The organism is Streptomyces tsukubensis (assembly GCF_003932715.1).
Taxonomy (GTDB): domain Bacteria; phylum Actinomycetota; class Actinomycetes; order Streptomycetales; family Streptomycetaceae; genus Streptomyces; species Streptomyces tsukubensis.
Genome location: NZ_CP020700.1, coordinates 2548081 through 2568012, shown reverse-complemented (window position 1 = coordinate 2568012; position 19932 = coordinate 2548081). Strand labels below are relative to the sequence as shown.

The 19932-nt window shown below is 71.9% G+C and carries 14 protein-coding genes; 10 read left to right on the top strand and 4 right to left on the bottom strand.

Translation table 11 applies throughout. The features are described from left to right. Nucleotide 1 precedes the first annotated feature (1 nt). Complete coding sequence (locus B7R87_RS09700) at nt 2–4486, bottom strand: ATP-binding protein (RefSeq protein ID WP_233168798.1); 4485 nt, start codon at nt 4484–4486, stop codon at nt 2–4. Between the two features lie 302 nt (nt 4487–4788). Here B7R87_RS09700 and B7R87_RS33455 point away from each other — a divergent pair, with 302 nt between their 5' ends. Both B7R87_RS33455 and B7R87_RS09690 read left to right on the top strand, forming a co-directional pair. Further along, entirely contained in the window at nt 4789–7647 is a 2859-nt protein-coding gene (locus tag B7R87_RS33455; protein WP_130584614.1) for an alpha/beta fold hydrolase, read from the top strand. After that, nucleotides 7644–8510, top strand: coding sequence for an ABC transporter permease (locus B7R87_RS09690; RefSeq protein WP_006349222.1), 867 nt, complete (start codon nt 7644–7646; stop codon nt 8508–8510). The genes B7R87_RS33455 and B7R87_RS09690 overlap by 4 nt, the downstream gene beginning before the upstream one ends. A gap of 33 nt (nt 8511–8543) precedes the next feature. Here the strand turns inward: B7R87_RS09690 and B7R87_RS33450 are convergent, their stop codons facing one another. After that, nucleotides 8544–9449: a hypothetical protein gene (locus B7R87_RS33450; RefSeq protein ID WP_006349223.1), complete on the bottom strand. Its 906-nt coding sequence runs from the start codon at nt 9447–9449 to the stop codon at nt 8544–8546. Nucleotides 9450–9716: 267 nt separating this feature from the next. Beyond that, nucleotides 9717–10514 (bottom strand): class I SAM-dependent methyltransferase family protein, encoded by a 798-nt coding sequence (locus B7R87_RS09680; RefSeq protein WP_040916280.1) that lies wholly within the window; start codon nt 10512–10514, stop codon nt 9717–9719. A gap of 502 nt (nt 10515–11016) precedes the next feature. On the opposite strand from B7R87_RS09680, the gene B7R87_RS09675 reads away from it, so the two are divergent. The 6 genes from B7R87_RS09675 to B7R87_RS09650 all read left to right on the top strand — a co-directional run bounded on the left by B7R87_RS09675 (nt 11017) and on the right by B7R87_RS09650 (nt 17474). Continuing rightward, nucleotides 11017–11520 (top strand): hypothetical protein, encoded by a 504-nt coding sequence (locus B7R87_RS09675; protein WP_130584613.1) that lies wholly within the window; start codon nt 11017–11019, stop codon nt 11518–11520. A gap of 50 nt (nt 11521–11570) precedes the next feature. After that, a complete protein-coding gene (locus tag B7R87_RS09670; protein WP_045853078.1) occupies nt 11571–13067 on the top strand; it encodes a sensor histidine kinase in 1497 nt (498 codons plus the stop codon). After that, nucleotides 12970–13629, top strand: a complete 660-nt coding sequence (locus B7R87_RS09665; RefSeq protein ID WP_040916291.1) for a response regulator transcription factor — start codon at nt 12970–12972, stop codon at nt 13627–13629. Before B7R87_RS09670 ends, B7R87_RS09665 begins: the two co-directional genes overlap by 98 nt. 398 nt (nt 13630–14027) lie before the next feature. Continuing rightward, on the top strand, nt 14028–14630 hold the full coding sequence (locus B7R87_RS09660) for a carbonic anhydrase (protein WP_006349227.1): 603 nt from the start codon (nt 14028–14030) through the stop codon (nt 14628–14630). 127 nt (nt 14631–14757) lie between these two features. After that, on the top strand, nt 14758–16980 hold the full coding sequence (locus B7R87_RS09655; RefSeq protein ID WP_391116176.1) for a SulP family inorganic anion transporter: 2223 nt from the start codon (nt 14758–14760) through the stop codon (nt 16978–16980). After that, nucleotides 16977–17474 (top strand): hypothetical protein, encoded by a 498-nt coding sequence (locus B7R87_RS09650; RefSeq protein WP_006349229.1) that lies wholly within the window; start codon nt 16977–16979, stop codon nt 17472–17474. The genes B7R87_RS09655 and B7R87_RS09650 overlap by 4 nt, the downstream gene beginning before the upstream one ends. Before the next feature lie 175 nt (nt 17475–17649). Here B7R87_RS09650 and B7R87_RS09645 read toward each other — a convergent pair whose 3' ends face one another. Then, nucleotides 17650–17817: a hypothetical protein gene (locus B7R87_RS09645; RefSeq protein WP_157997772.1), complete on the bottom strand. Its 168-nt coding sequence runs from the start codon at nt 17815–17817 to the stop codon at nt 17650–17652. Between the two features lie 262 nt (nt 17818–18079). Here B7R87_RS09645 and B7R87_RS09640 point away from each other — a divergent pair, with 262 nt between their 5' ends. Both B7R87_RS09640 and B7R87_RS09635 read left to right on the top strand, forming a co-directional pair. After that, the gene (locus B7R87_RS09640; protein ID WP_040916285.1) at nt 18080–19258 is read left to right on the top strand and encodes a sensor histidine kinase; all 1179 of its coding nucleotides are present in this window, start codon (nt 18080–18082) and stop codon (nt 19256–19258) included. Further along, on the top strand, nt 19246–19908 hold the full coding sequence (locus B7R87_RS09635) for a LuxR C-terminal-related transcriptional regulator (protein ID WP_006349231.1): 663 nt from the start codon (nt 19246–19248) through the stop codon (nt 19906–19908). Before B7R87_RS09640 ends, B7R87_RS09635 begins: the two co-directional genes overlap by 13 nt. The last annotated feature ends 24 nt before the right edge of the window (nt 19909–19932 follow it).

The following is a 19932-nucleotide window of genomic DNA, read 5'->3' as shown; positions in this document are numbered from 1 at the left end:
GTTACGCCTTTCGGTGCCAGAGCCACTCCGCGAACAGCCCCACCTTGATGCGGTAGCGGTCCTCGGATTCGCGGACGATGACGTCGCGGCGGAGCAGGTCCTCGATGACGCGGGGGCCCTCCGGCAGTTCGCGGGATTTGCGGCCGTCGAGATGGAGATCGCGGCGGTGGCCGGAGAGGCTGCCCTTGAGGACCGCGAGCACGACGTCCTCCGACAGTTCGCTGACATCGGCGTCGCCGGGGGTGAGGAGATTGTCGAACTGTCCCTGGTCCACCGGTTTGTCCCCGCTGACCAGCGCGGCGGCGACATTGTCGACATCGGCGGGGCCGATCAGCGACTGGCGTTCGCTGTTCATGTGCTCGACGAGACGGTTGCAGAAGAGCTGGATGTAGTACGGATTGCGGGCGGTCAGCTCGACGATGCGTTCGACGGAGTCGCCGCGGTAGCGGCTCTCCCCGTTCTCCAGGGCGATCGGTTCGGTGATCAGCAGTTCGGCGGACTCCTGGTCCAGATAGGTCACCTGTTCCTGCCGGGCGACCTGGAATTCATTGGGGAAGGCCTTGAGGAAGCGCGGCATCAGGTCGTTGCCGACGACGACACTGCTGAACAGCTTCCGCTCCAGCATCGCCTTCCACAGGGTCATGAAGTCCCTGGGCAGGTCGGTGCGTTTCACGGCGCCGTAGAGGATGGTGAACTCGTCGAGCAGCAGCACCAGCCGCCAGTCGCGGTAGGTCTCGCTCCGCTGCATCCGGCGCCGCATGTCCCGCATGAAATCGTCGAAGTAGATCTCCGGCGCCCCGCTGCCGATGAACTCGGTCAGCACCGGCCGCGGCAGCTCCAGCCCCGGCAGCCCGGCGTCCTCCAGATCCTCCAGCCGCCGGAAGAACGCATTGGCGATCTTGTAGAGCAGGCTGGCATGGGTCAGTTTGCCCATCTTGATCTCGCCGACGCTCAGCTGGGCCGCGAGCACCGGGGGCTGGAGGCGTTCCTTCAGATGGTGCAGGACCGACGATTTCCCGACCCGCTTCTGTCCGTAGATCACCACGCATTTGGCGTCGGCCTGTTCCAGGGAGTCCGCGAGTATCTGGAGCAGCGGATCACGGCCGTAGAACATGTCCTTGTCCTCGACCGGGGCACCCTCGGCATACGGGTTGTCGATCTTCTTCCAGTCCTGGGAGTCGTTCAGCCGCAGCGGGAGCGTCCGGGGCTCGGTGACGATGCGCCGGTCGGAGCGGACCGTGAACTCCAGGCGGTAGTGGAGGGTCAGGATCTGCTCGGCTATCGCCCGGCCCGTCACCACCAGGGGGAGTGTGCAGGTCTCGGTCTGCTCGTCGCGCAGGCTGTGGGCGACCGGAATGGGCTCGGGGACGGGCTCGTAGTCGTCGGTGTTGTCCAGGACGCGCAGCACCACGTCGACGGCGGGGCTGCGCCGGGGCAGGTTCTTCACACTGAGCTGTACATGGATGGTGGACGCGGCGCTGGGGGCGTAGCTGGAGAGCACCTTCGTCACTTCGAGGTCCGTGGGCTCCGCGGCCCGCTGGACGTCCTCGAAGTGCGCGGCGAGCGCCCGGTCCAGCTTGGTCAGCAGCGGAACGAGATACTCCAGGCTGAGCCGGGTCGGCGAGGTCTCGATGGTGCCCTTCAGCTCCCGTACCGCCGTACGGATCTTGGACTCCAGCCGCTCCTGCTCCAGATACGACGGCTGTTCCAGATAGCCGTGGATGTCCGCGAGGGTGATGGCCACCTTCTTGAGCCGGTCGATGTCCAGCGGGGTGGTGGGCGCGAGGTCCCGGGCGCGCTCCAGCAGTTGCTGGTCCTCGGCGAGGGCGCCGAGGGGTTCGCTGCGGTTCAGCGGGAGCTGGAGGGACTGGCGCTGGGTGTCCAGCTCCTGGCGGAGCTTGTGCAGGGCCTCCTGCCACAGCTCCGCGTAGATGTCGTGGGCGCTCGACGGCCTGGTCTCGCCCAGATAGGCGCAGAGCTGGGCGAAGAGGACGTCCTTGGTGTGGTCCACGCGGAAGGTGCGGGAGACGATCTCGCGCCGTACCCGGTCGGAGCTGTTGGCCATCAGGCTCAGCAGGCCGAAGGTGAGGGACCGGTGCAGGCTCTGGTCCTCCAGCACCCAGAGCAGGCACTGGTCGAACGCCGGGCGCGAGGCCGGCTGCGGGGAGTCGGGGTCGAGATAGGAGAGGACGAACTGCTTGACCTTCAGCTCGCCCATATCGTCCCAGCCGCCGAGTGCGACGGCCTCGGCGTAGTAGGTGCGGCTGACGTCACCGTGGCGGCGTTCGGCCGTGCACAGATCGCCCATGGCCGCGCCGAAGCCCCGCAGGGACTTGTGGAAGCGTTCGTCCTCGGACTGGTTGAGGTCCCGCAGGATACGGGCCGCCGACAGGTTGTAGGCGGCGCGGTCCGCGGACCGCTGGGCCCCGAGTTTGCGGATGAGATCGTCCAGCTCCTGGACGTCCCGCTCGCTGAGGGTGCCCTCCTGGACGCGGGCGGGGTTCACCCCCGCGTACTCGCAGTGGTCCAGATGGAGCAGGAGGATGGGGCTGATCGAACCGGACTGCTCGGGCTTCCAGTCGCTTTTGACCAGCAGTTGGTCGATCTTGTCCCAGATCCCGGAGCGGACCGCCTTCTCGACCTCTTCCCAGAGGCTGCGGAACTCCGGGTTGCGGGGGCCGTGGTGGAGCAGGCGCTGGGCCGCGTCCTTGGCCCGCTCCGGGTCCCGGAGCCTGCGGTAGAGCACGATCAGCCGCTTCAGCAGGCCCGTCCTGGTCTGCTTGGGGTGCTCCCGCTTCAGCAGGTCCTCCAGCAGCCCGGCGGCCTCGGCCCATTTCCCCGTGTCGCTCAGAATCGTGATGATCATGTTCTGGTGGGGCAGGGTGTCCTGGACGACGACGTTCGGATCGCGCAGCAGCTCCAGCGCCTCGGCGCTGCGCTTGAAGCGGTGCAGCCCCCAGGCGAGGGAGCGGCGGGCCCGCTCGTTGTCCGGGTCCTCGGTCAGGGCCTGGCGGTAGAGCTGTTCGGCCTTGGGCCAGTCCTTCTCCTTGGTGTCGGCGTGCTGGGCCCGGGCGTAGGCGGTGCGGTTGCCGCGGGCCTGCTGGGAGTGGGACGTGCGTTTGGAGGCGGGGGCGGCGGGGGTACGGGCCGCCTTCTCGCGCCGCGCGGTCTCGGCGATCTCCAGCAGTTCGGGATGGCCCGGGCTGCCCGCCAGGGCGTTCTGCGCGATCTTCAGCGCGGCGTCGAGATTGCCCTGGTTGAGCTGGTTGCGGGCGGCCGCGACATGGAGCTGGGGGTCCTTGGGGCCGGGGGCGGGCGGCTTCTCCGGCTCCCCGGCCGGTTTGCGGACCGGCCGGGGCTCCGGGACGCGGGGGGCGACCGGGGCGGTGTACGTCTGCGGGGAGGTGAAGGTCTGCGGAGCCGCGTACGTCTGGGGAGCGGGGTGCGGCTGAGGGGCGGCGGGAGTGGGGCCGGGTATCGGCGCCGGGGCGAGCGGCCGGTCCGCCGCGTCCGGGTCGAGGGCGGCGAGGACCCGGCGCAGTTCGTCGGGGGCCGGGTTCGGTGCCGCGAGTAACGGCTCCAGCGGTGCGGCCCGTTCCGGGGAGAAGCGGGAGAGGAGATACAGACCGGCGCGGGTGGCGACCCGGCGCTCCTCGGGCCCCTCCTCGACCGCTCCGGCGAGGGCTGCCGCGGCGGCGGGCGCGTCGCCTTCCCGGAGCGCCAGGGCGAGGAGCAGCCGGAGCAGTACGTCGTCGCTGTGGTCGGCGGGGCCGAGCAGCAGCGCTTCGGCAAGGGCCGGGATCGCTTCCCGGGGGCGGCCGTTCCGCAGGCGCAGCACCGCCAGGTCCCAGGCGTACCGGTGGCCGCAGGAGGCGGCTTCCGTCATCCATGCCTCGGCCTGACGGCGGGCCGCGTCGGTGTCGACGCGTTCCAGGAGCAGCAGGGCGGCGAGATGGAAGGCGGGCGGGTAGTCGCAGTCCGCGGCGGCGGCCGCAAGATCGCGGATCGCTCCCGGGGCCCGGGACGGCTCGCCGATCTTGGTGGCGAAGTCGAGCCGGTTCTTGGCCCGGTTGAGATGCCCTTCGATCTCCTTGGCCTCGGAGTACCCCAGGGTGAACGCGGGGTCGAGAGCGAAGGCCGGAGCGGTCGGCAGGGCCTGCTCCGGGTCCATCGCGAACTCGCCGTCCAGGACGTTCCAGGCGGCGGAGAGCACGATGGGCACCGGAGCCGGGGGCGGTGGTGGCGGCGGGGCGGGCGGTGGCGGCGCGGGGGGAGCCGCGGCGGCGGGTGCGGTGCTCTGGCCCATCGGCAGCCCGACCTGTTCGATCGCGTTCGCGCCCAGCAGGGTGGGTCCGGTGTCGGTGACGAGCACGAGGCTGTCGGCGCCGACAGCCTCCAGCCGTCCCCGAGCGGACCGCCCCCCGGCGAGATAGACCACGACGTCCGTACCTACGGGATACCACTGTTGGATCAGCCCCAAGTCCACCTCTGCACGATAGCCGAGGCCACATCCGGAGGAACCAGGAAAATCACATCTGCCCACGGTCGTACGGCACTTCACCGGGATCCGGCCGTGCCGCCGGTGCTCCCGGGGCGCAGGCGGCTGCCGTGGCGCATGGTGCACCAGTGGGTACGTAAGGTTGCGGGGCCGCTGTCAGCCGAGGTGATCCTCCGGGGCGCGTACCACGGGCGGTGTACGGGGCGGCCGGCGGCTACCTCCGGGGGAGTGCGCGGGATTCCCCCTGGGGTCGCCGGTCGGGCGCGGCTGTTCCGCCTTAGGGTCTTCTCATGAAGATCCGACTTCCCCGGCCCCGCTCGCGCGGCCGGTGGCTCGCGGGCGCCACGGCCCTCGTCGCCCTTGCGGGCGGGGGTACCTGGGCGGTCGCCGCCGACGATCCGGGACCGGCCGTGCACCGTGAGGACGCGATGCGGCCGATGCCCGGGGCGCAGATCGACACCTCCTACTTCGTTGCGGGAGACCGGGACGCACCCCGGCCCGCCGTGCTGCTCGGCCATGGGTTCGGCGGCAGCAAGGACGACGTCCGGAAGCAGGCGGAGGGGCTGGCCCGGGACGGCTACGCGGTGCTCACCTGGTCCGCCCGGGGGTTCGGGAAGTCGACCGGGCGGATCGGGCTCAACGACCCCGCCCATGAGGTGAAGGACGTCTCGCGGCTCCTCGACTGGCTGGCCGCGCGTCCCGAGGTCCGCAAGGACGCGGAGGGGGACCCCCGGGTGGGCGTCGCCGGGGCGTCGTACGGCGGCGCGGTCGCCCTGCTGGCCGCCGGGCACGACCGCCGGGTCGATGCCATCGCGCCCGTGATCACCTACTGGAACCTCGCGGACTCCCTCTTCCCCGGCGGCGTCTTCAAGAAGCTGTGGGCCGGGATCTTCTTCTCCACCGGGTCCGCGACGGCACCGGGCACCCCGCCCGCGCCTGATACGGACGCTCCGGGGCGCCCGCCGGGCGGAAGCGGCCCCGCCGCCGCGGGCTGCGGACGGTTCCAGCCGGAGCTGTGCGCCATGTACGAACGGGTCGCGGTCTCCGGACAGCCCGACGCCGCGGCCCGGCAGCTGCTGGAAGCCCGCAGCCCGTCCGCCGTCGGCAAGCGGATCACCGTCCCGACCCTGGTCGTCCAGGGGCAGTCCGACTCCCTCTTCCCGCTCGGGCAGGCCGATGCCATGGCCCGGCAGATCCGGGCCAACGGCGCCCCCGTCGCCGTCGACTGGATCAGCGGCGGCCACGACGGCGGCGACTCCGAGAGCGACCGGATCGGACAGCGCGTCACCTCCTGGTTCGACCGTTATCTGAAGGACGACAAGGGCACGGGGACCGGGCCCGCGTTCCGGGTGAGCCGCACCGGCGGGCTCGACTCCACCGACGGCGCCGCCCGGCTGCGCGGGGCGACCGCGGACAGCTACCCGGGACTGGCCGCCGGTGCGCGCCCGGTCACGCTCTCCGGACGGCCCCAGACCTTCGGCAACCCGGCGGGCGGCACCCCGCCCGCGATCTCGGCCGTGCCCGGAGTGAGCGGGGGACTGGGCCAGTTCTCCTCCTTCGGCATCGGTCTCGGTCTCGACTTCCCCGGACAGCACGCCCGTTTCGAATCGGCGCCGCTGGACCGGGCCCTCCAGATCACCGGATCGCCCGTCGTCCGGCTCCGGGTCACCTCCTCCACCGGGGAAGCCGTCCTCTTCGGCAAGGTGTACGACGTCGGCCCCGACGGCCGCAGCCAGGTCCTCCCCGCCCAGCTGGTCGCCCCCGTCCGGGTCGAGGGCGCCGAGAAGGGCAAGGAGATCCGGCTGACCCTCCCCGCCGTGGACCACCGGGTCGACGCCGGGCACCGGCTGCGGCTGGTGCTCTCCGCCACCGACCTCGGCTACGCCTCCCCGGCCGCCCCCGCCACCTACACCGTCGCCCTCACCGGCACAGGCACCGGCACAGGCACCGGCACAGGCACCGGCACAGGCACCGGCACAGGCACAGGCACCGAAGCCGCCTCCGGCACCGGCAACCCGGCCGCGACCGGGACCGGCAAGGCGACCGGGACCGGCAAGGCGGCCGTGGCAACGGGCACCCTGACCGTCCCGACCGCGCCCGGGATCCGCACCCAGGCCGCGGGCCTGCCCTGGTGGACCTGGGGCCTGCCGGCCGCGGCCGCCCTGATCGCCGCGGGCCTGCTGCTCACCGCCCGCCGCCGCACCACGGCCCCGGCACCCGACCCCGCCCTCGCCGACGTGCCCCTGGAGATCACCGGTCTCACCAAGCGGTACGCCGGAGCGACCGACCGCTATGCCGTACGGGAACTCTCCTTCCGGGTCGAGAAGGGGCAGGTACTCGGTCTGCTCGGGCCGAACGGCGCCGGCAAGACCACCACCCTCCGGATGCTGATGGGCCTCATCCGCCCCGACGAGGGCGAGATCAGGGTCTTCGGCCACGCCATCCGCCCCGGCGCGCCCGTGCTCTCCCGGGTCGGCGCCTTCGTCGAGGGAGCCGGTTTCCTCCCGCATTTGTCGGGCCGGGAGAACCTGGAGTTGTACTGGCAGGCCACCGGGCGCCCCGCCGAGGACGCCCGGCTGGAAGAGGCGCTGGAGATCGCGGACCTCGGCGACGCCCTGGCCCGCGCGGTGCGCACGTACTCCCAGGGCATGCGCCAGCGGCTCGCCATCGCCCAGGCCATGCTCGGCCTCCCGGATCTGCTGATCCTCGACGAGCCGACGAACGGTCTCGACCCGCCGCAGATCCGCGAGATGCGCGAGGTGATGATCCGATACGCGGCCGGTGGCCGTACGGTGATCGTCTCCAGTCACCTCCTCTCCGAGGTGGAGCAGTCGTGTACCCATCTGGTGGTGATGGACCGGGGCCGGCTGGTGCAGGCCGGTCCGGTCTCCGAGATCACCGGCGGCAGCGACACTCTGCTCGTCACCACCGCGGTGCCGCTGTCCGATCCGGTCGTCGAGAAGATCGGAGCCCTCCCGGGCATCGGGTCGGCCCGCCGTGTCGACGAGGGGCTCCTCGTCCGGCTCTCCGGCGCCACCTCGAACGAGCTGATCGCGGAACTCGTCCGGCTGGACGTGCCGGTGACCGGAGCCGGCCCCTACCGCCGCCTCGAAGACGCCTTCCTCACCCTGATCGGAGGGTCCGCATGAGCGGCCTCGCCCCGTCCACCGCGGCGGCGCCCGGCTACCGGCCCCGGAGCACTCTGCCGCTGCGCGTCGAGGCGGTACGCCAGCTGAAGCGCCGGCGGACGATGGTGATGGCGGCGGTGCTCGCCGCCCTGCCGCTGATCCTCGTGGCCGCCTTCGCCATCGGCGGCAGTCCGGACGGCGGCGAGAACGACCGCATCACGCTGATGGACACCGCCACCGCGTCGAGCGCCAACTTCGCGGCCACCTGCCTCTTTGTCTCGGCGGGCTTTCTGCTGGTGATCCCGGTGGCGCTGTTCCACGGGGACACCGTCGCCTCCGAGGCGGGCTGGTCCTCCCTCCGCTATCTGCTGGCCGCCCCCGTACCCCGGGCGAGGCTGTTGTGGTCCAAGCTCGCCGTGGCCCTCGGCTTCAGCGCGGCGGCGATCGTGATGCTGCCGGTGGTCGCGCTGGCCGTCGGGACCGTCGCCTACGGCTGGGGTCCGCTGAAGCTGCCCACCGGCGGCTCCCTGGATGCCGCCGACACCCTGCCGCGGCTGGGGCTCGTCGTTCTCTTCATCTGCCTCTCCCAACTGGTCACCGCCGGACTGGCGTTCTGGCTCTCCACGAAGACCGATGCCCCGCTGGGCGCGGTCGGCGGAGCGGTCGGACTGACGATCGTCGGCAATGTGCTGGACGCGGTCACCGCACTGGGCGACTGGCGGGAGATCCTCCCCGCGCACTGGCAGTTCGCGTGGATCGACGCCCTCCAGCCGCAACTGGAATGGGGCGGCATGGTCAAGGGCGCCGCCGTATCCGTCTCCTATGCCCTGGTGCTGTTCGCGCTCTCCTTCCGGGCCTTCGCCCGCAAGGACATCGTGTCCTGAGCCGGCCCGGCCCCTTCGGCGCCCGCCCGGCCGTCAGATCCAGCCGCGGCGGGCCGCCTCCACTCCCGCCCGGAACCGGCTCGTGGTGCCGAGGGCGGCCATCAGCTCGCCCACCCGGCGGCTGTAGGTCCGCCCGGACATATTCAGCCGGGCCGCCGCCGCATCGTCCGTCAGCCCGGCCAGTATCGCGTCGAGCACCGGCCCCAGATGGGGCGGCGGCCCGGACGGCAGCACGCGCAGGACCGGATCTTCACCGGTCTCCCACCAGGCCTGATGGGTTCTGACGAGGGCCTGGACCACCACCGGGTCCCGGATCAGCAGCACACCGTTGTGATCGTTGTCGTCGTTGTCGTCGTTGTCGTCGAGACCGGGACCAAAGCCGAGACCGGGACCGGGACCAAAGCCGAGACCGGGACCGGGACCAAAGCTGAGACCGGGACCGGGACCCGGGCCGAGACCGAGGCCGGGACCGGGGTCGAGTCCGAGGCCGATCGGCACGGCGGCGACCGAGCGGTCAGCGACGATTATCTTGAACGGGACGGACTCGGTGACCCTGGCCTCACCGAGACAGCGCCACGGCTCCCGCAACTGACACAGCCCGTGCCGGGGCGCAATCCGGCGGACCCGGGCCGTGTGCCCGGAAGGTGCGCATCCGGGCGCACCGCTTCTCAGGAAGGACTCGGGAATCCCCTGACCGAGCGCCGCGGCCGGATCGTCGAAGCTGAGCAGCTCGTGCCGGGCGGACCCGACCAGGCTCACCAGCGCGGCTCTGATCCGGCTCACCCCGCGGATCTGCTGCAACTGCTCGACCTCGAAACCGGCATGGTCCGCCGGAAGCGTGTGCTGGGTGCGCTGCGCGGGCAGGCCGCCCGGCCCGCGCACAGCGGACCGCGACACCTCCCGGCCGGGCGCGGAGCCCGGAACGACCGCCACCGCCATGGCTCATCATCCCCCCGCCATTTCTCCGCCGCGGACTCGTCCCCTCGAATCCACGGACACTCCATGTACGCACACGACCTCACTCCGTGACAAGATCCCCTGGGGAGTGTGGCGAGTCCTTGCCATTCGGGTGGATTCGCCCACCGCAGCGAGAACTATGCATGGCAACGCCTCCGATGTCGGGCCCTCTTCGCCGTCGCCGTCGCCGTCGCCGTCGCCGTCACTGTCGCCGGGGCCGCGCCTCTGGCCGTCGCCTCGCGCCCCCGGTCACCGCAGCGCCGTGGTGACGGTGAACAGCCCCACTGTCTCCCGCCTGCTGGTGACACCGGAGTAGCCCGCATCCCGCGCCCAGCGCTCCGCCAGTTCCACGGGACGGCATTTCATCACCCACGGCACCCCGTCCCGGTTGGGCAGGACTTCAGCGATGAACTCCAGCTGCGGATGCCGGGTCTGGGTGGTGAACACCAGCACCCCGCCCGGGGCCAGCAGCCCCCGCAGCCTCTCGACGGACGCGGCGATCACCGCGTCGTCCAGCAGCAGTTCGTAGAGCCCGGACACGACGATCACATCCGGCGCGGTCCCGTCGGCGAGCGGCCCCGGGTCCAAGGCATTGCCCCGGGCGAAGGCGATGCCCGTCAGCCCCCGCTCGCGCGCCTGCCGTTCCCCCGCGGAGAGCCCCGCCGGGTCGAGATCGCGGCACTCGACCCGGACCGCACCGGCCGGATACTCCTCGACGAGGTCCTGGAGATAGCGGCCCGGTCCCGATGCGACATCGAGGACCACGGCCCGGCCGCCCCGGTCGGCGATCTCCTTGCGCAGGACGTCCTTGAGCAGCTCCCGGCGGGCGCGGATGGCCCGCCAGCCGATGGCGTTCAGATAGCAGCGGTCGATGATCCGGCCGAATCCGAGGCTGCCCCGCGCCTTGTTCACGTACACGTAGTCCAGCATCGACCCGCTGTCGAAGCCGTGCCGGTAGCCGATACGGATGCCGCTGCTCAGTCGTCCGGCGCTGCCCATCAGCAGGCGCATGGCCGCCCACTGCACGCTCTTCAGTCGCTTCGTCATGGCCCAAGCCTCGGGCGGACCGGGACCGCCGGATATCCGTACGGCTACTCGGCCGCGCGGTGAATGAGTACTCATTCATTCCCCTGAGCAGGCCGCTGAGTGCCGTTGACCGCTGCCGCCTGCCGCCTGCCGCCTGCCGCCTTTCTCCGTGTTGCAGACCCGGCCGGTTCCCGACTTTGCCTCCCCTTGAATCATCGGGCGCTCCGCGCCGTATCTCCCGACGACCGCGATCACAACTGGCCGGCGTATCGGAACGGAACAAAGTGCAGAAACGGGGCTCAACGATGGGCGGGAAGCGGTGACAAGCGTGCTGAAGGAGTCGGAAGTGGTCTCGGTGAACTCAAGGGAGTTACGGATGAACAGCGTCGCAGGGCTGCCCGGCCCGGCGCCCCGGTCCGTCCCGAGGGGCCCGCGCCCCGCCCCGGAGTCCCGGCGTCCGGTCACGGATGAGAATGCTCTCCTCTTTCACTCACCTGTTCGATCAGGGATTCAGACTCTCCGCATGAGACTGAGGCGAGCGAATCTGGTGATCACCGCGGTGGCGGCGTTCGCGGGTGCCGGACTGATGGCCGGGCGGGTGCTGACCAGCCAGCCCGAACCGCTGGACCTGGGCCCCGTGGTGATCGTCGAAAGGTCCGGCGGCTCCCTCCCCGGCACCGGGGAGCCCCTGCCTCCGGCGACCTCGCGCCCCCCGCGGACCGGCACCGGCGAGTCCGGCCCGCCGCCGTCCCGGAAGCCGCGCCCGGCGCCCTCGCCCCCCGCGTCCACCGGCTCCCCATCGCACCTCGCGCCGTCGTACGCATCGCCGCCCCAGCGGACCTCCCCGCCGCCGCGGAACCCGGGCGGCAGGCCCGTACCGCCCCTTCCGCCGCCGCGCAGCGACGACGGATCCGGCCACCCGATGCCGACCGCCGGAGAAGGCGACGACGGCGAGGAGGGCGACGGCGACGGTGACGCCGACCGGGGCGGCCGCCCGTCCGGTGACGACGAAGACGGAGCGGACTAGTGCCCCGGCGGCGGCGGACGGCCAGCGCCCGCTCCCGCATCGTCGGCTGGATGATGCTGCTCGTCGGCGCGGCCCTCGCCGCGCCCATCGTCGGCATCACCGTGGTCTGGCAGGCCCAGCTCGACGACCAGGTCGAAGCCCGGCTGGCGTGGGAGGCCAACCGGCTGCGGACCTTCGCCCAGACCCGCGTCCAGCCCGACGGACGGCCCTACACCGACGGCGCCGCGCTGCTCAAGGAGTTCCTGCGGGAGAACATCCCCAACCGCGACGAGACGTTCTTCAGCATCGTCGACGGCCGGGCGGACCTGCGCAGCGCCGCCGAACCGCCGATCAGGCTCGACCGGGACCCGGTGGCCGTCGCCGTGCTCGCATCGGAGAAGTGGCGCGGCGAAACCGCCGTGGGCTGGCTGGACTCCTCCGTCGGCAAGGTGCGTTACGGAGTGGTGCCCGTGCAGGTCGCCGGGGATCCGAGGGACGTACGGCTGGTGGTACTGGAGTTCCGCGACCGGCAACTCCGCGAGGAGCGCCAGGTGGCCAGAATGCTGCTGGCCACCGGCTTCGGCGCACTGGTCTGCGCCGGACTGGCGAGCTGGCTGGTGGCCGGCCGGATCCTGGCGCCGGTACGCCTGGTGCGCCAGACCGCCGCCGCGATCGGCGAATCCGATCTGACCCGGCGGCTCGACGTCCGCGGGGACGACGACGTCGCCGCGCTCGCCCACACCTTCAACCATATGCTCGACCGGCTGGAACGGGCCTTCACCACCCAGCGCCGCTTCCTGGACGAGGTCGGCCACGAGCTGCGCACCCCCATCACCGTCGTACGGGGCCATCTCGAACTGATGGGCAACGGCAGCGGCGACTGGGCCGTCGAATGGGACGTCACCCGGGCCCTCGTCGTCGACGAGCTCGACCGGATGAGCCGCATCGTGGACGATCTGCTGCTCCTCGCCCGGGCCGAACGGCCGGACTTCCTCACGGTCGGCGAGACCAATCTGACCGATCTCATCGTCGATGTGGTCGCCAAGGCCCGGGCCCTCGGCAACCGGCACTGGCGGGTCGCCGCGGTCTCCGAGGCCACCGTCCTCGTCGACGGCCAGCGGCTCACCCAGGGCCTGATCCAACTGGCCGCCAACGCGGTCCGGCACACCCTCGACGGCGATCTCATCGAGATGGGTTCGGCGGTACGCGACGGACGGATCCTGCTCTGGGTCCGCGACAGCGGCCCCGGCGTCGGCCCCGTGGACCGGGAGCGGATCTTCGGCCGGTTCGTCCAGGCCGGACGGGTCGCTTCACCGGCCCAGGCCGGTACCGGAATCGGGCTGGGACTGGCCATCGTCCGCGAGATCGCCCAGGCACACGGCGGTACGGCATGGGTCGAGGACGCCGAGACCGGCGGCGCCCGCTTCGTACTGGACCTGCCCGCGCACTTCTCCTGGCAGAAGGGACATCATGCAACGGATACTGATAGCGGAGGACGAAGCCGGAATCGCCTCCTTCGTCGAAAAGGGGCTCCGGAGCAACGGGTTCGTGACGGCAGTCGTCGGTGACGGGCTCTCCGCCTACGAGCACGCCCGGGCCGGGGACTGCGATCTGATGATCCTGGACCTCGGCCTCCCCGCGGTCGACGGGCTGACCGTCCTGCGCAAGCTGCGCGAACTGCGCGTGACGCTGCCGGTGGTCATCCTGACCGCCAGGGACAGCGTTTCGGACGTGGTCGCCGGGCTCGAAGGCGGCGCCGACGACTACCTCTCCAAGCCCTTCGCCTTCGAGGAACTGCTCGCCCGGGTGAAACTGCGGCTGCGCGGCGAGGGCGGACCGGAGGCGTCCGTGCTGCGCGTCGGGGACCTCGTCCTCGACCTGCGGACCCGGCGGGTGCATGTGGAGGGCCGGGTGGCCGAACTGTCGGCACGGGAGTTCTCGCTGGCCGAGGTGTTCCTGCGCAACCCCGACCAGGTACTGACGAGGGAACAGCTCCTCAGCCGGGTCTGGGGGTTCGACTACGACCCCGGGTCCAACATCGTCGATGTGTACGTCCGGTATCTGCGGCGCAAACTCGGCCCCGACCGGGTGGAGACCATCCGCGGAGTCGGCTACCGCCTCCGGGCGTGAGGCGCGGCGCGCCCCCGCCGTGCCGCCGTGCCGCCGTGCTGTTGTGCCGCCGTGCTGTCGCGTGCAGCGGGGGCGTACCCGTGGCGGACCGACCCGCCGCGGGGCCCGGCGATCCGGCGGTGCCCGGCGCCGTCCGTATCCGACATCGTTGTCAGATGCTCATCGCGGCGGTGAGAACTCTCTCACTCCGATCTCACGGATGGTTCATCGCGTGGGCCCATGCTTCACGGCCAAGGCATCCCCCCGGATGTTCCAGCCGTACCAGCCGTCCCGCCCGCCCCGTACCTCCCGCGCCAGGCATATGCCGACCCCCACGCACCTGTCGGCGGGCCACGGAGGGCGGCCGGCCCCCTCTCCCGACGCCCGGCGGCGTCGGAGGTACCCCCAAGGAGCGTGACATGAAGCGACTGCTCACCAATGCCCGGAACTTCCGCCACCGCGTCGCCCCCGAGAGCGAGACGTTCCGCAGGTTCGCGGCCGGACAGACGCCCGGCACCCTCTTCATCAGCTGTTCGGACTCCCGGGTCATCCCCGCACTGATCACGGGTGCCGTCCCGGGCGAGGTCTTCGAACTGCGCAACGCGGGCAACATCATTCCGCCGTACGAGGCCGAGCGGGAGTGCGCGGAGGCCGCGACCATCGAATACGCGGTCGAGGTCCTCAAGGTCCACGACATCGTGGTCTGCGGCCACTCCCACTGCGGTGCCGTCGGCGCCCTCGCCAACGACCAGGATCTGACCGAACTGCCCAGCGTCTCGCAGTGGGTGGCCTTCGCCCGCCCCGCCCTGGCCCCGATGCTCGGCACCCCGCCGGACGACGCCACCCTCGCCCGCTATGTCCAGCTCCATGTCACGGCCCAGCTGGCGACCCTCCGTGGCTACCCCGCCGTACGCGCGGCGCTGGACGCCGGCCGGCTGAAGCTGCACGGCTGGTACTACCGCGTCGACACCGCCGAGGTCCTCGAACTCGACGAGACCCAAGGCGTGTTCCACCGCAACTGACACTTCCTCCGGGCCGAGCCCACCCGGACCCCCCACCCCCCACTCGCACCGGACCGCCGGACGCGACCCCACCGGAAGCCCCCCTCCCGGCGCGGTACCGGCCCCCCGATGCGGCGAAAGGAAACCCGTGTCCCCTGATGGAGTACGTCCCGGTGCGGGACGCCACGCGAGAAGGAGCAGCGGCCGCCCCACGGCGGGTTCACCGGCAGCCCCCGCGGGCTCCGGTTCCCTCGGCGCCGACCTGATGGCCTCGGTCGTCGTCTTCCTCGTCGCCCTGCCCCTGTGCATCGGTGTCGCGGCGGCGTCGGGCGTCCCCGTCGCCCTGGGCATCATCACCGGCATCGTCGGCGGGCTGGTCGTCGGCTTCCTGCCCGGCAGCAGCCTTCAGGTGAGCGGTCCGGCCGCCGGACTCGCCGTGCTGTGCCTGGAGTTCACCACCGAGCACGGCGTGGGTCTCCTCGGACCGGTCGTCATGGTCAGCGGCATCCTCCAGATGATCCTGGGCACGCTGAAGATGGGCCGGATCTTCCAGTCGATCTCCCTCTCCGTGGTGCAGGGCATGCTGGCCGGGATCGGGGTGCCGCTGATCCTCAGCCAGACGTACGCGCTGGTGGACTCGAAGCAGCACGGTACGGCTCCGAAGAACATCATGGGCCTGCCGGACCTGGTCAAGGACGTCCTGGGCGATCCGCAGAAGGGCGCCGCACTGCTGCTCGGGGCGATGGCGGTGGTGATCTGCTTCCTCTGGTACAAGGTGCCGAAGCCGATCGGCAAGGTGCCCGCGCCACTGGTCGCGGTGATGCTGGGCTGCGTGGTCGCCGCCATGCCCGGCTTCGAGGTCAAGAAGGTCGCCTTCGGCAATATGCTGGACGCGGTCAACATCCCCGGTTTCGGCGATATCTCGGGACTCGCCGATCCCAAGGTGCTGATGATGGTGGTCACCTTCACGATCATCGCCTCGGCCGAGAGCCTGTTCAGCGCCGCCGCCGTCGACCGGATGCACACCGGCCCGCGCACCCACTACAACAAGGAACTGTTCGCCCAGGGCGTGGGCAACACGGTCTCCGGAGCGCTGGGCGCGATGCCGCTCACCGCGGTCATCGTCCGCAGCGCGGCCAACGTCAACGCGGGCGCCAGGACCAAGATCTCCCGCATTCTGCACGGCGTCTGGCTGCTGGGCTTCGGTCTGCTGCTGCCGGGGCTGCTCGGACTGATCCCGGTCTCCGTCCTCGCGGGCGTCCTGCTCCACGCGGGCTGGAAGCTCTTCAACCCGCCGTCCTTCGTGAAGATGTGGAAGAAGGACCGCGGCGAGGGGCTCGTCATGTTCGTCACCACCGGGGCGATCGTCGCGACCGACCTCCTCGACGGAGTGCTCGGCGGACTGGCGGTCGCGGTGGTCCTCACCGCGCTGCGGATGTCCCATATGACCATCCGTACGGTCAAGGACGGCGACACCGCCACACTCGAACTCAAGGGCAACGCCACCTTCCTGCGGCTGCCCAAGCTGATCGACGCGCTGGAGCCCCTCGCGGGCAGTGCCCGGGTCGTCGTCGACGGGCGCGGGATCTCCCATCTGGACATGGCCTGCCAGGCCCAGCTGGAGGAGTGGGTGGACCAGCGGCGCAAGGCCGGGGGCGGCGAGGTGGAGCTGCTGCTGCCGGGCTCGGACGCCGCGCCGGAGGGAGCCGGGGAGAAGGTCCCGGTGGGCGCCACGGCGGCGACGGCCTCCGCGCCGGGGCACTCCGAAGGGCTCGCGGCGGACGATCCGGGCCACTTGCGGGGGTCCGGAGCGGCCCCGCAGCACCCGCAGCCGTCGCAGCCGTCGCAGCCGGAGACGTACCGGCCCTACGCGCCGCAGCCGCAACCGCAGCCGGACTTCTCGTTCCAGCACGCGATGGGCCAGGGGTACGCCCACGGACCCGTCGCCCACGGCACGCAGCACACCCGTCACCACCACCCGTACCCCCACGGCCCGTACAGCGGAACCGGACCGTCCGGACGCGGCTTCGGCCACGGTCCGCAGTCCCAGGTCCATCTGCCGCACCCGGCACACCAGATGCACCAGCCGAACCAGCACCATCAGGGCCACCAGTCCCATCAGGGACATCAGGGTGGCCATCCCGGCCAGCAGCCGCCGCAGGGATCACAGGGACAGCAGGGGCCTGAGGAGTACGGGTACGCGTACGGCGGACCGTACGGCGAACCCGGGTACCCGTCGCAGCCGGAACCCTCCGACGGCTATGCGCCGTCCCCGCAGGGCTACGGCCCGTCCGGTGAGACCACCCCCGGCTACTGGGGCCCGGAGGACGACTGGGCCGTCCGGGCCTACGGCGAAGGGACACGGCGATGAAACGGCCCCTGAGGACCGCGCTGGCCGACGCGCTGCACCTGCGCGAGCGGAAGGGACACGGCGACGGCCGGCGCTACCGCTACCGGCAGCCCGCCACGGGCCGCGGCACCGGCGCCCGTCCCGCGCGCTGCGGTATGGAACCCTGCGGTCTCGACCCGCTGTGGACCGCGGAGTACGGCGGTGGCCGGGCGGACCGGCGCCGGATCGACTACCGGACGCCGACCGGAGGCGACCCGCGCCCCGGGACCGGAGCCGCCGCCTCCGACGGGCCCGGGGAGGACACGCTCTTCCTCTTCCTGAAGTCACTGCACCAGTTCCTGACGGCACCCCAGGACGCCGCCACCGCGGGCCCCACCCCGCCCGGACCGTCGTCCTCCGCGGCCGGAACCACCATGGCCGCGGAGCGCCCGGACCAGCGCGCGGCACCTCCGGAGCGCCCGGCGGAACCGGGCCGTACCGGCCGGCCCCGGCCCCCGTACAACGGCACGACCTGAGCCGTCTCGGGCCGCAGCCCCCGCACGTCGTCCACGGCGCTCACCGTCCCCCCGGGTCCGTGGGCGGCCCTCAGGGCCCTGAGCGGCAACGCGCTTCCCCCACTGGGCCCTGGAGAGCCCCTTCCGCTGTCCCCGTGCAGCGAAGGGGCTCTCTGCCGTCCGGCCCGGACCCGGCCTAACGCTTCTTCGCCGAGCGGGTCAGATAGAGCGCGACGCCCGACAGCACCATGACCACGGCCGCCGTGAGGTCCACGGCCGTCCGGGCCGGGTCCTTGAGGACGAAGTCGTTGACGAACCCGGCGGCAAGCGAGGCGGAGAGCAGGAACCAGAGCGCGCGCTTCATCGGGATCGGGGACCTTCTTCCATGCGGTGAGCGTCAGGCGGTACGCGGTACGTGGTACGTGGTACGCGGTGGCGTCAAGCGGTACGCGGTGTGCCGGGAGCGGCGGGGGCGGCCGGGGCCGGTGACACCCACGATGCCTCCCCGCCCCGCTCCGGCGCGAACCGGCCCGCCCCCCGCTCCGTGGTGGAGTCCGCTCCACCGTCCGCTCCACCGCCCGATCCGGCCCCCGGGCCCGGCCCGCCCGTCGTCTACGCTGGTCGGCGTGGAGGAAACGGTGGGCCGGGCGTTCCGGGCGACGATCCGGCTGGGCCGTACCGCCCTGATGGCGTACGCCACGATCTTCTACGGCGTCCTGCTGATCTTCACGGCCATCGCCACCGCCCTGGTGGTCGGCGCGGGCGCCCTGCCCGAGACCGTCCTCTTCCAGCGCCGGGTCGCGGGCTACAAGCGGAAGCTGATCGCGCGGTCGACCGGGGAACCGGTGGGGGAGGCGTACCTTCCGGTCACCGGTCCGCTCGGGGAGCGGCTGCGGACCGCCGTCAGGGATCCCAGCACCTACCGCGATCTGCGCTGGCTGCTGGTCCATGCCGTCTTCGGCTGGGCGCTGCTCTTCGTCCTGATCTTCGTCTGGTACTTCGGGCTCATGATCGACGGCTTCTGGAGCGGCACCCTCGGCCGCCGGGCCCGGGTCCTCCCGCTCCTCGAACGCCTCGCCGACCTCGACGACTCCTGGTCCCGCGCCCTGCTCGAACCGACCCCCGGGGCGCACCGCAACGCCCTGCTCGCGCAGCGCGTCGCCCGGCTGACCGAGACCCGCGCCGATGCGGTCGCCGCGCACGGCGCCGAGCTGCGCCGTATCGAACGCGATCTGCACGACGGCGCCCAGGCCAGGCTGGTCGCGCTGTCGATGCGCGTCGGCATGGCCCGCAGGGCGTACGAAACCAACCCGGAGCTGGCCCGCAAGCTCCTCGACGACGCCCAGGACCAGGCCGAGGAGGCGCTGGCCGAGTTGCGGCACGTGGTCCGGGGCATCCACCCGCCGATCCTGACCGACCGCGGGCTGGTGGGCGCGGTGCACGCCCTCGCCTCGGGCAGCGGGCTCGTGGTGACGGTCGCCGTCGACGGTCTCGACGCGCACGGTGCCGCCGGATCCCGGGCGCCCGCCGCCGTCGAGGCCGCCGCGTACTTCGTCGTCGCCGAGGCCCTGACGAACGCCGCCAAGCACAGCGGATCGGCGTCGGCGGCGGTCCGGCTCGCCCGGATCCCGCGTGGTCTCGCCGTCTCCGTACGCGACGAGGGCACCGGCGGTGCCGACGAGTCGGGCGGCAGCGGGCTGACCGGTATCCGCCGCCGGGTGGCCGCCCTGGACGGGACCGTGGACCTGACCAGCCCCACCGGGGGCCCGACCGTGATCGAAGTGGAGCTGCCGTGCGTGTGGTGATCGCCGAGGACAATGCGCTGTTGCGGGAGGGTCTCGTCCTGCTGCTGACGTCCGCGGGGCACGAGGTCGCCGCCGTCGCGTCGACCGGCCCCGAGATCCTGCCCGCGCTCCTCGGCCACCGCCCCGACGTGGCGGTGCTCGACGTCCGGATGCCGCCCGGCTTCCGGGACGAGGGCCTGCGGGCGGCGCTGACCGCGCGCCGCGAGATCCCCGGCCTGCCGGTGCTGGTGCTGTCGCAGTACGTGGAGGAGACGTACGCCGCCGAGCTCCTCGGTGACGGCGCGGCCGGTGTCGGCTATCTCCTCAAGGACCGGATCGGCCGGGTCGACGAGTTCCTGGACGCCCTGGAACGGGTCGCGGCCGGGGGCATGGCGCTCGACCCCGAGGTCGTCGCCGAGCTGATGAACCGCCGCCGCGACGATCCGCTCGACTCGCTGACCCCGCGCGAGCGGGAGGTCCTCCAGCTGATGGCGGAGGGCCGGGACAACACGACCATCGCCACACTGCTGACGGTCACCGAGCGTTCGGTGAGCAAACACATCGGCAATGTGTTCCTGAAGCTGGGGCTGTCACCGCAGAACGACAGCGGGCACCGCCGGGTGCTGGCGGTGCTGGCGTATCTGAACTCGCCTTCGACGGCCCGGCCCTGAGCAGCAGACCCTGAACAGCAGGGC

Coding starts and splice junctions, on each gene's coding strand:
- B7R87_RS33455 (WP_130584614.1), top strand. CDS start 4,789: ATGAAGATCCGACTTCCCCGGCCCCGCTCGCGCGGCCGGTGGCTCGCG.
- B7R87_RS09690 (WP_006349222.1), top strand. CDS start 7,644: ATGAGCGGCCTCGCCCCGTCCACCGCGGCGGCGCCCGGCTACCGGCCC.
- B7R87_RS33450 (WP_006349223.1), bottom strand. CDS start 9,449: ATGGCGGTGGCGGTCGTTCCGGGCTCCGCGCCCGGCCGGGAGGTGTCG.
- B7R87_RS09680 (WP_040916280.1), bottom strand. CDS start 10,514: ATGACGAAGCGACTGAAGAGCGTGCAGTGGGCGGCCATGCGCCTGCTG.
- B7R87_RS09675 (WP_130584613.1), top strand. CDS start 11,017: ATGAGACTGAGGCGAGCGAATCTGGTGATCACCGCGGTGGCGGCGTTC.
- B7R87_RS09670 (WP_045853078.1), top strand. CDS start 11,571: ATGATGCTGCTCGTCGGCGCGGCCCTCGCCGCGCCCATCGTCGGCATC.
- B7R87_RS09665 (WP_040916291.1), top strand. CDS start 12,970: ATGCAACGGATACTGATAGCGGAGGACGAAGCCGGAATCGCCTCCTTC.
- B7R87_RS09660 (WP_006349227.1), top strand. CDS start 14,028: ATGAAGCGACTGCTCACCAATGCCCGGAACTTCCGCCACCGCGTCGCC.
- B7R87_RS09650 (WP_006349229.1), top strand. CDS start 16,977: ATGAAACGGCCCCTGAGGACCGCGCTGGCCGACGCGCTGCACCTGCGC.
- B7R87_RS09645 (WP_157997772.1), bottom strand. CDS start 17,817: ATGAAGCGCGCGCTCTGGTTCCTGCTCTCCGCCTCGCTTGCCGCCGGG.